The following is a 10858-nucleotide window of genomic DNA, read 5'->3' as shown; positions in this document are numbered from 1 at the left end:
CGGGCAAGTGCGTAGGGCCCTTGGGAGGCGCAATCCCGTGCCCCGCCAAATGCCCTCGTAATGCATTGATTGTCTGGGTCCGTTGTCCCGTCAAAAGATTGCGCGTCTTCCTCCTCGTAGCAAGTTTCAAAACCGCGACCTTGGCACAGCGATGCCGTGAGGGGGCGTCCACCCCATCAAGAGGGGCTTGCCGGCTCTATGAACGCCGTCTTGGCACCGACGGCGGCGATCCAGTCCCGCCCTTTCTGGGCGACAGATTCAGGACCATTGTCGGATCGTATGTACTCGGGCGGTCCGCGCAGGATGAACCGGTCTGTCAGTGCATCGAGCACATCCGTCGAGTTGAGTTTGCGATCCACGCGGATCATGAGCGCCTCCCTTGTGTATTGACTGAGCTCCGGTTCGAAAGCAAGATCGGCAACAGCTGCTGCAGTAGACTGGCCAGAACCGCGCATCAGGACCTGACGGATCGCAGCTGCTCGGCGACAGGCTTCATCCCAGAGGGCGTCGTCAATCTCGTCCGGCAGAGGTTCGGTCATGGCGAGAATTCCAAGGATAAACCGGCGCCACAATTCTCAAACCAAGTGCCAAGTCTCAGATTTAGATGATAAGCTAAATCATTGAAATCAAAGGCTCCCAATCATTGTCTTTAAGTGCTAAACCACACCTCTCGCGATGACACCATATTCAGACCTGTGCAACGTGCCTTTCAAAGGACCCTCGATAAAGCGCGGTTTGATGACGGTGGGCGATGCGATTTCATCGATGTCAAAATTATGCTCGGCAAAGAAGGGGCCAACGTCTTCATGTGCTATACGCCATTTCAACGCCTCTCCTTTCAGCTTTAGATATATGCCGAGGAATGGTCCGATGTTGTCGTCAGGCGATCCTGCGGGAACGACGCAGGTACAGACCAGACGCGGCGGCACCGCGCAGAGGTCATTGAGGGTCTGCAACAACACGCCTGCCTCGTCCCGGGTCAGATACGTGATCACGCCTTCACAAACAAACATGGTTGGCCGGTCGGCCTTGAAACCGCTCAGACCGCCAAGCCGGTCAGCGAGGGTTTGCGTGGTGAAGTCGACCTCAAGCAGGTGCAGGTTGTCCCCCATAGTCCCGATTTGACGCAGCGCGGGGGCTTTGACGCCACTGGTCGCGGGATGATCGATTTCGATAAAGTTGACCTCGGGGTGGGCCAGATGGAGACGCCACGCCAACGTGTCGAATCCCGCCCCAAGGTTGACGACCTGTGTCACCCCCTCTGCCATCGCCGCCCGCACCGCTGCCTCGATATAGCGTTTGCGCAGCGCATAATGCAGCGTCAAGCCCGGCAAGGTTGCCCATTCGATAAGCGGTACGGCCGCTTTCATCAGGGGGCTTGATAATTGTGCGATGCGGCGGCGGCCTTCTGGTGATGCCGACAGGATTTTCGTGCCCGTTTCCATGGTCTCGGCCGAGACGAGACCGGGATACGTATTGGCTCTGCCGATATGCAGCAAGCCTTGCATGACCGCGTATGCGGTTGCGCTGGCTTCATTTTCCTTCATGGGCTTTGACTTTCTGTTGATTGCTCGGGGTCAGGAGACCATGATTTCGGGCCTTCGGCCTGCTGCATGATCTGTTCCAACCATTTGACCAGCGTGTCCGCCTGTGGGCCCGCGACGATTGAGCTGTGACTGCCGGGCAGCGCGGCTATTGTGACGTTCGCCGCGATGCGCCGCCAGAAGGCTGCCCTGAGGGGTCGGCCGAGGCCGGTCAATGCCACAGACAATCGATCGGGAGCGCGGTCGGGTGTGTAGCGCGAGACAAGGGTCAATTGTGCCTGTATTCGGTCATCCTGGGCCAGCCAAAGCAGAGTGCCGGTCGCTGAATGTCGCCCTAGCACCGCTGCAAGCCCGGGTATGCGGCGCAGAACTGCGAAAGCTCTGCGGCCCGTGCGAATGCCTGCACTGCCAGGCGGGTCTATCAATGCCAGGCTGGTGACCTCGACGCCTGCGGCCTGTGCTTGTTCGGCCAGCGCGAACGCCGTCCAGCCTGCGATGGAATAGCCTGCGATATGGATCGGTCCGTTCAGGCCGCCTTGCGCGAGTGTCTCAAGATGGTTCTGTGCAAGGCGTTGCATCGTCTCTGCCCGGGCGTCGCGCCCTCCGGACAGCAGAAAAATCGCCCGCCCCGGTGTGAAATTCCGCGCGAAGTCCGTCAGGGCCAGATCGCCGCTTGATCCCGGCGATACCAACACCAAGGGCGCAAGAACGCCTCCGTCGCGCAGCCGGGTCAGACCGGTGCCGTTCGATTGCGATTCCGCGTTGAAGGCGGATGCCCTGCCACGCCGAAGAATCTCGGCCATCCTTCGGATCGTAGGGGCGCGATACAGGGTGTTTGCGGGCAATGTCTGATTGAATTCACGTTCGATCCGGGCAACCAACTTGAAGGCAAGCAGCGAATGTCCGCCCAGGTCGAAAAAGCTGGCATCGGGTTCGATCGTGTTCAGCCTCAGCGTTTCGCACCAAAGCTGGTGCAAACGGTGATCAAGCGGATCGCCGACCCATGTCTTGTCGGCCGCCAATCCGGTGTCTGGCAAGGGCAAGGCACGACCGTCAACTTTACCGTTAATAGTCAGCGGGAACTGCGGCAGGAATACAAAGTCGCGGGGGACAAGAGGGGCGCTCAGCCCCTTGGCCAGAATGGCGCGCAGGTTTTCTGGGTCCGGCGCCGTCGGCTCGGCGACCAGATAGGCCACCAGCCGGATCTGCGTTTCGGATTGAACCGCCCGCACATAGGCCTCGGCAATGCCGTCAATGGCCATCAGTCGCTGCGCGATCTCTTCGGGTTCAATGCGCTGACCGCTGATCTTGAGCTGGTTGTCTCGTCGCCCGACGATCCACAACAGCCCATTGTGGTCCATCCAGCCCATGTCACCGGTCAGATACGCGGTTTCGGCGTTGCCATTCGAAAGGGTCAGTTGGCGAAAACTGCGGGCGTTTTGCTCGGGGCGGTTCAGATAGCGGTCACCACATGTCGGACCGCTGATCGCGATTTCGCCGATAACACCAATCGCCACCGGATGTCCCCGGTCATCAACGACCGCACTGGTTGTGGCGGGCAAGGGGAAACCGACAGCGACAACCTCAGGCGCGGGTACATCCGTGACGTCACGCGTTGTTGCGCAGATGATCGTCTCGGTCGGGCCATAGACGTTGAGCAAGCGGACGGATTTGCCCTTGGTCAGCAGCGCTCGCAAACCGGCCCCAAGAGCTTCGCCGCCGCAGCTGATTGCAATCAGGTCGGTGCAATTGGCAAACTGTGGCTGCTCTGCGATGGCCCGCAGGGTCGAGGGCAGACCCGTGAGATGGGTGACCTTTTCGCGCGCCAGGATCGAAGCGGCGGCTTCGGGATCGAAAGGGCCGTCCTGAGGCACGACGACCAGCGTCGCGCCACTATGCGCCGCCATCATCAGTTCCTGTACCGACGGGTCAAATCCGGGTGAGATATAGCCCAGCATCCGGTCGCCTTGCCGCATATTCATCTGATCGCACAAGGCGCTGATCCGCATGCGCAACGCGCTGTGCCCAAAGATCACGCCTTTGGGTCTGCCGGTCGAACCGGACGTATACAGCAGATAGGCGGCATCCCCCTCTGTTATGGTGGGTAGGGGCGCCATAGTGTCTTGAGAGCGCAGAGCGCAGACATCCAGAATGCGCGGCGCATGGGAAAGCCGGGTGCATCCTTTCGCGTTTGTCAAGATCGCGACTGGTGCCGCGTCTTCAAGCATTTCACCCATACGTTCTTCGGGGGTTTCCATGTCGATGGGCAAGCAGATGGATCCGACCTGCAAAACCGCGAGTTGCGCGGCCAGCAGGTCAAACCCGCGGGGCAAAATGACAGCCACAACGCCGCGATGATCGCCAAGCGCTGCGGCGATATCGTCTACCTTTCGCCAAAGGTGCGCGTTGGTGGCTGTGAATGCGGGCTCAATCACGGCTGCGGCATCCGGTGTCCCCGTTGCGATGCGCCGCGCGCGGACGTGGATCGGTTCAAAATCCGGGGGCAGCTGCGGTGGCGGGCCGACGCGAACAGCGGGCGAGGGCAGATCAATATCGCAAAATGGCGTGTCCGCAGGGGCATTCAGAATGTGGTCAAGCGCGGCTAGAAACGTGTCCTGCAGGCTGGAGGCCGTGGCGCGGTGCACGTGTTGCGGATCAAAAATCAGCACGGCGCAAATCGCAGATTTGCTTTCAACTATTTGCAGGTTAGCGAGGCCGGAGTGCTCCATCTGCGGCAAAAGGAAGGTTTGCGGTGTCTTGCTGCGCTTGGCCGCGTCAAGGGCCTGGCTCAGGCCTGGATGGGGTGGCGTGGCCTGGCGCAGATGTCCGAAGTGGAATTGCATGAACGGCGCGTAAGGACCGTCGCGCGGCACATCGAGGGAATCGATGACCAGCGGATAGGGCGCAGGTTCGCTTGCACGCGCGTCCGTCAGCCGGTTCTGAGCGCGGTGCAGCAGCGTGTGCCGGTCGACGTCCCGGTCTTCGCTTGTGTCCCCCAGACAGACCGGGGTCGGGCGCACCGCGTAACTGGGACCTGTGCCTGGCCGGGTGCTGTCGCGCAGCGCTTGCGCCACGGTGATGCAGGGTGCCTGCGGCACGCCCAGCCGCATCAGGGCGGCGTGCCATGCCGCCAAGTAGACTGCCGGCAGCCCGACACCTTGTGCCTGGGCAAGCCGCGCAACACGGTTCGAGATTTGCTGTGGTAGCTGAAATCGGATCGCGGGCAGGCCCGTGTCGATGCCCGTGTCGATGACCTGGTCCTGCGCTGGTCTGGGCCAAGGTGGGTCGATCTGCGATGGCAGCCCTTTGAGTGTCTCAACGCGACGCTGCAGGGCGTCGAGAAAACTTGAACCACTCAGGTCGGCTTCTTCGGTTTCCAGCAAGGCAAACGGGTTGTGGTTTACGGCATCAAGTGCGCCGCCGCTCCACAGTGTTGCCAGTTCGCGGGTCAACAGCTCAAGGGACCTGCCGTCGCAGATCAAATGGTGGACGGCTAACACAAGCGCTCTGGCGCCGCCGCAATCAGGCCCGACAACCAGTCGCAACCCAGGGCCATTGCCGAGGTCGAGAGGCGCTCGCGCCCGCAGCCAAAGTGCGCGTTCCAACGCGTCAGGCCCTGCCGGCTTCTGCGTTCCGGCCCCGTCCGAGAGGGGGTCCAGCCAATCCAGAACATCATTGCTGGTAAGCGGCTTGGGCGGTGCAATGAAAACCGGCCCCGCGGCCCGGGACACGGCCCGCATGCTCAGATGTGGATGTCGCGCGACAAGCCGGTCGATCACACTGGCCAAACGGCTGCGATCGTCAGGCCCGGAGGACAAGACCAGCGGCATCAGAGCAACGGCACGCCATTTTCCCTCGTCAGCGAAATACAGGGCGGCCTGTTCTCGGGTCATGCGCAATTGCGCGGGCCATGGCTGTTGTTGCGCATCGCGGACCCAGGATCGCTTGTCGACAGGTTCCTGCGTGTGGATCCAGTCGGCAATGTCGCGCGGGGTCCGCTCGGCCAGCAGCGTGTCGGGCGGGGTCGTGCCGGTTCGCTCTTCGATCAAGCCGGAAAGCTGCAACAGCTGCAGGGAATCAAACCCCTGCGCATAAAGCGGTGCGTCAAAATCAATCGGGGCGCGGAGATGTTCGGGCGCGCCTGCAAGGGCGCGCACCTCGTGCAGCAGGTCCGACATGATCACATCGCCGGTGCGCTGCGGGTCTGCGGACACCGCCACAGGCGCTTCATCCGCTCTGCTTTCGTTGAGGCACGTCAATGCGCCCGAAAGATACTTTTCCCGCATTTCGTGCCGCCGGATCTTGCCGCTGGAGGTTCGGGCAACGTCCGATCTTGGAACAAGGATCACCCGGTCGATGATCACGTCCAGAGCCTTGGAGATCGTCTGGCGGACATGCGCAATGATCTCGTCGGCGGTCTGGCGATCAACCTGCCGACGCTGACCGATGGCCAGCACGATGTCGGGGTCTCCGGTGTTGGTGGCACCCCAGGTGGTGAATGCGGCGACATAGCCGGGCTGGATTTTGGGCGAGGCTGCGGTTGCGTAAAACTCGATATCTTCGGGATGGATGTTGCGTCCGTGACGGATAATCACGTCCTTATGGCGACCCGTCAGGTACAATTCGCCGTCCGACAGAAAACCCAGATCACCGCTGCGCATAAAATGCGTCGGCTTCTCGCCCGCCTCGGTCAGAGCGACCACTGGCAACGGCCGATCCCAGTACCGCGCCGCGACTTGCGGTCCCGCAATGCAGACTTCGCCAACATGTCCGTCGGGCAGCACATCATCTGTGTCCGGGGCAACGATGCGAAGTTGGGTGTCCGCTACGACCGACCCGTTCGAAACGATCGCTGTGCCGCCGCTTGCATCCGGAGGCGCTGGCACCATCACGTTATCAAGACCATGCAAGAAGCGTTTGATCGGAACGAGGCCATGCGATGTGTTGGTGGTCACGATCAGCGTCGCCTCGGCCATGCCATAGGCGGGGTTATACGCCTCGGCGCGGAAACCGAAACGCGCGAAAGCCGCCGCAAAGCCAGTCAGCGTCCCGGGCCGGACAGGCTCGGCCCCGCTCCAGGCCACGCGCCATGCGCTGAGGTCCAGATCAGGCGGTCTGGCTTGCCGCTCCAGAGCGGCAGTACAGGCCGCAAACGCGAAATCCGGCGCGCCGCTATGGGTGGCCTGATGGCGCGAAATCGCTTCGATCCAGCGCAGAGGATTGCGCAGAGATGTGGAGCGCGGCAACAGCACAACGCGTCCGCCGCCCATCAACGTCTGTACCATCCCGCCAAAGAGACCCATATCGTGAAACAGCGGCAACCACGAGACGGTCACAGTCTGCGGCCCGGTTTGCAGCGCATCGGTCATGTTGCGCCAGTTGCTGATGATATTGGCGTGGGTGAGGCACACGCCCTTGGGTTCCGAGGTCGAGCCCGACGTATATTGCAATGTCGCAATCGCGTCGGCAGAGGGGTAGGGGCGCGATGGTTTGGCGTCGTCGCTGGTAACCTCGTCGAGCGTGCGTATTGTGACGTTGGCCAACCCATCATCCGGGTCCAGCGGCAGGGCGCCGCGTGCATCCGGGTCGCACAAGATCAGGCTGGGCGCGCAGTTGCGCATGATGCTGCTCAGCCGTGCGCCCTCGCCCTTCAGCGGGGCCGGAACCGCGATCAGGCCCGCGCGCAGGCAGGCGAAATACGCCACGACAAATCCGGCGGTATTTTCGAACGGCAACACCACACGTTCACCGGGTGCGCTCCACTGCTCTAGCTGCGCGGCCAGCGCTGACACGCGCCGTCCGAGAGCCGCGTGGTCAAGTTCGGTCACCGCGTCGCCGGACGACGCTTCGACTGTCAATGCAGGGGCTTCTGGCGCGACGCGGTGCCAATTCTCGAACACTTCGCTTGGTGTCGTTGCATTTGAGAATGCACCAGGATGCAGGCTGTGCTGTGGGTCGATTTTCATGAGTCCTGGTGCGCCGTATTTTTATCCAGATAATTCACAAATCGGGCGGTAGTAGGTCAGTTTGAATCATCTTTTTCCACAATTGGCTTGGAGGCGCCACGTTTCTTCGGCGCGGCGCCTTGTGGATACAGCAATAGTTCAATTGCATGAAATGCAGGGCGAGTGCGCCGGGGTCGGTCTCTGCCTTCTTTGAGAAAGCATTGGTCAGACGGGTGAAGCCCCGCATAACCCAAGGGTGTCCATGGCAGCCGAAACTGTGAAAACCCGTTTTCATTTTTGATCCAGTCATGCAAACTCGTCGCTCTGGGCAACATGGTCCTGCAGCGATTTTCGGATTGTGGGGCGGGTGTTCCGGCGAGCAGGATTGGGACCGGAGGTTGCCACTTGCCCTTACAGGCAGCGCTTAAAAAGGTAAACCTTTCGAAGGCGCTGTCAGGGGCGTCCTTGCGGCATGTCAGGAGCGCTTCATGACGACAGAGGTTTCGCACCTTTCTGCGGTACTCAAAGGGCCGGATTTCGACCGGATCGGATCCGAAACCCTCCGCAAGATGCTGGATGATGCCACCGAGCTGTCATTCGTCGATGGCGCGACAGTGGTTGAGCAGGGGGCGGCGCTGGATTGCCCGCTTGTCCTGCTGGAGGGTGACGTCGAATTTACCAATGCAACGGCGGATCGCCCCTTTGGCATGGCACCGAGTTTCCTTGGCGATCCCAGCCTCTTTGAGAACAAGACCTGGCCGGTCGGGATCAAAGCCAAGGGGGCGTGCCGGGTCTTGCGCCTGGATTTCGTTGCGGTGCGCCGCGCGATTGCAGCAGATCCCAAGGCGTTCATGCATCATCCGGTCTTTGCGCAGATCGCCCGTCAGCAAACGCTTATCAGCGAGGCGCTGAAACTGGGATCAACGCTGAAGTCGGTTGGTGACGAGGTGCGCAAAGAACTGATGTGCACGATGCGTCTGCGACTTCATCCCGGCGGGTCGATGGTGATGCGCAAGGGAGAGGACGCGCATTTCGGGTTGATCGTGATCAGCGGCATGTTGCGTGTTTCGGTCGAAACAGCTGACGGCAACCGGCAGTTCTATGGGAATTACATTCAGGGTGCCAGCGTCGGAGAGATTGGCCTGATCCTCAATCAGCCGCGCAGTGCCGATGTGGTTGCCGCGCGCGATACGGTTGTGGCGGTGGTGGACCGTGCGATCTGGGAGCGCGTTGTCCAGTTGAGCCCGGTCGTGATGACACAGGTCGCCTCCAAGCTGGTTTTTGATCATATGTCACCGGTAAAGCCCCGCGCCACAAGCCATCTGGCGAATACCTTTTCAGTCGTGCCGCTTACGCCGGGTGTCGATATCGGCTGGCTGACCCGGGCTTTGCGGGATGCGTTTTCGGTATTCGGCTCTGTGCGGGTTATTCAGGCACAGCACATTGCCGACAATGATGACGCCGGTCAGGACGACCCGTTCGAGCGGATTCAACACCTGGAGAGGTTTTCCGAAGGCGTCGACTTTGTGGTTTTCGAGGCCGAGCCCAAAGATACCGGCTGGAGCCGATTTTGCCTGCGGGCTGTCGATAACATCCTTTTGGTTGCCAATGAGGATATCACCACCCCTGCCCATTGGATTGCGCCGCTGCTGCACGGGCGCGGTGCGGCGGCGATGATTAATCAAGCCCTGATCGAGCTTTTGCCAGACCGGCCCGGTTCCGGCGTACGCTCTTACGCTGTGCCACAATGGGCGCAAAACCTGCAACGGTTCAACATTCGCAGGACGCAGGCCGATGATGTGGCCCGGATGGTGCGGCTGTTGACCGGTCACGCGGTCGGTCTGGTTCTGGGCGGCGGCGGCGCGCGCGGCTTTGCGCAGATCGGTGTTCTGCGCGCCCTGCAAGAGGCGCGACTCCCCGTCGATTTGATCGGTGGCAACAGTATGGGTGCGTTGCTGGGCGCGCAGGTTGCTTTGGAAAGGCCGCTTGATCAGATCCTCGAAGATACTCGCGCCCTGGGCATGAGCGGGGAACGCCCCACGGTTCCGGTCGTTTCCCTTGTCGGAGGGCACAGGCTGCGGTCGACGATCCACCGGCTTGTGGGCGATACCCCGATTGAAACGCTTTGGCGCGATTTCTTCGCGGTGTCCTGCAACCTCAGTTCCGCCACTGTCACGACGATTGATCACGGGCCGATCTGGCAGGCCGTTCTTGCCAGCAACTCTCCTGCGGGCATCGCGCCGCCGTTCCTGCACGACGGGCGGTTGCTGGTTGATGGTGCGATCTTGAACAATTTTCCAGTGGATGTGATGCGGGCCAGGATGCAACAGGGCGTGGTGCTGGGCATAGATGTAAATCCGCGCGATGACATGTCGGTTGGGGCGGATCTGCAAACTCTTTCCCCCTGGCGTGTCCTTGCGCAACGGCTGGGCCTTTCGTCCGGTGCGCCGTTGCCGGGGATTACCGATATCCTGCACCGCGCGGGGACCATCGGCGGCATGGCCCATCGTGAACGTGTACGGGGCCATGCGGATTTGATCCTTGAACCGCCTGTGCAGGAATTTTCTCTGATGGGATACAGCCGCGCTGCCACGATCGCGGATGTCGGGTATCGTTGTGCGATGGAGAACATGGGGCAAATTGAACAAACCCTGCAGTTCCCCCGGAAAAACTCCGATGCCGAACCTGCGGGTTGACTGGGTTTTCAGCACGAGGGGCGAAATTCACCATTTGAGGTCTTCAGCAACATTGCGGGACATGAGACACGCTGTCACTTGGCACTTAAGTGTAGGATTGAGGTTGTTATTGACTGGTTCTGCACTTGATCTGACATTGAGAGTGCTGCCAGTCTCAAATTAACTGCATCTGACGGGGGCTTGGCAGTCCGAAAGCCAGGTTGATCAGATGGTCAGTGGCTTCGATGAACCGGCTTTTTGTTGTGCCCGAAGGTATATCCTTGCAGCATCCTGAGCATTTCCGGGTCGGCGCGCTCCACGATTGTAACGCCAGCCAGAAGTGCCGGTCGGATGTGGAGCGGCAGGATTGGCTGCTTCGGCGAGGGCGGGAATGATCGCTTGCTGGCGATGACGACATCGAGGTCTGGGACAACGGCGCCGAGAACCCTCTAGCGCCAGAGTTCAGCGTCGCGCGGGACTGGCCAGGGTACCCGGCGCATCAGCAGGAGGCGAGCGAGTTCCAGCGGTGATGTCCAGGTTTGGATGTCGCGTTCTGCATCATCGTCGAGCCGATTCTCGCCACGACGTGCGGCGTCATGATAGTGATTGAAAGGGCTGCCGCGGTCGCATTGAGCGGTTCTGTTGCGTTACTTCCTATTGGCCAAGAATCGGCGCCTAGGGTCAGGACCCATTG

4 protein-coding genes and 3 pseudogenes are annotated in these 10858 nt (G+C 60.9%); 1 reads left to right on the top strand and 6 read right to left on the bottom strand.

The features are described from left to right. From HEP69_RS08955 to HEP69_RS08935, 5 genes and pseudogenes are all read right to left on the bottom strand, one after another. A pseudogene (locus HEP69_RS08955) lies at positions 1-109 on the bottom strand (IS110 family transposase); the annotation flags it as partial. Between the two features lie 73 nt (positions 110-182). Beyond that, positions 183-395 (bottom strand): annotated as a pseudogene (locus HEP69_RS08950) (DDE-type integrase/transposase/recombinase); the annotation flags it as partial. 261 nt (positions 396-656) lie between these two features. After that, complete coding sequence (locus HEP69_RS08945) at positions 657-1499, bottom strand: class I SAM-dependent methyltransferase (protein WP_290558184.1); 843 nt, start codon at positions 1497-1499, stop codon at positions 657-659. A gap of 44 nt (positions 1500-1543) precedes the next feature. Next, a complete protein-coding gene (locus HEP69_RS08940) occupies positions 1544-7510 on the bottom strand; it encodes an AMP-binding protein (protein WP_290558183.1) in 5967 nt (1988 codons plus the stop codon). A 121-nt stretch (positions 7511-7631) separates the two neighbouring features. Then, positions 7632-7736, bottom strand: a pseudogene (locus tag HEP69_RS08935) (IS1 family transposase); the annotation flags it as partial. Between the two features lie 241 nt (positions 7737-7977). Here HEP69_RS08935 and HEP69_RS08930 point away from each other — a divergent pair. Beyond that, positions 7978-10185 (top strand): cyclic nucleotide-binding and patatin-like phospholipase domain-containing protein, encoded by a 2208-nt coding sequence (locus tag HEP69_RS08930; RefSeq protein ID WP_290558182.1) that lies wholly within the window; start codon positions 7978-7980, stop codon positions 10183-10185. Positions 10186-10663: 478 nt separating this feature from the next. On the opposite strand, the gene HEP69_RS08925 is transcribed toward HEP69_RS08930, so the two are convergent. Continuing rightward, on the bottom strand, positions 10664-10858 hold a 195-nt coding region (locus HEP69_RS08925), incomplete at its 5' end, for a hypothetical protein (protein WP_290558181.1).

Origin of the sequence: Aestuariivita sp. (assembly GCF_021404545.1) — a bacterium.
GTDB lineage: Bacteria > Pseudomonadota > Alphaproteobacteria > Rhodobacterales > Rhodobacteraceae > Aestuariivita.
This window is presented reverse-complemented; position numbering and strand designations above follow the sequence as displayed.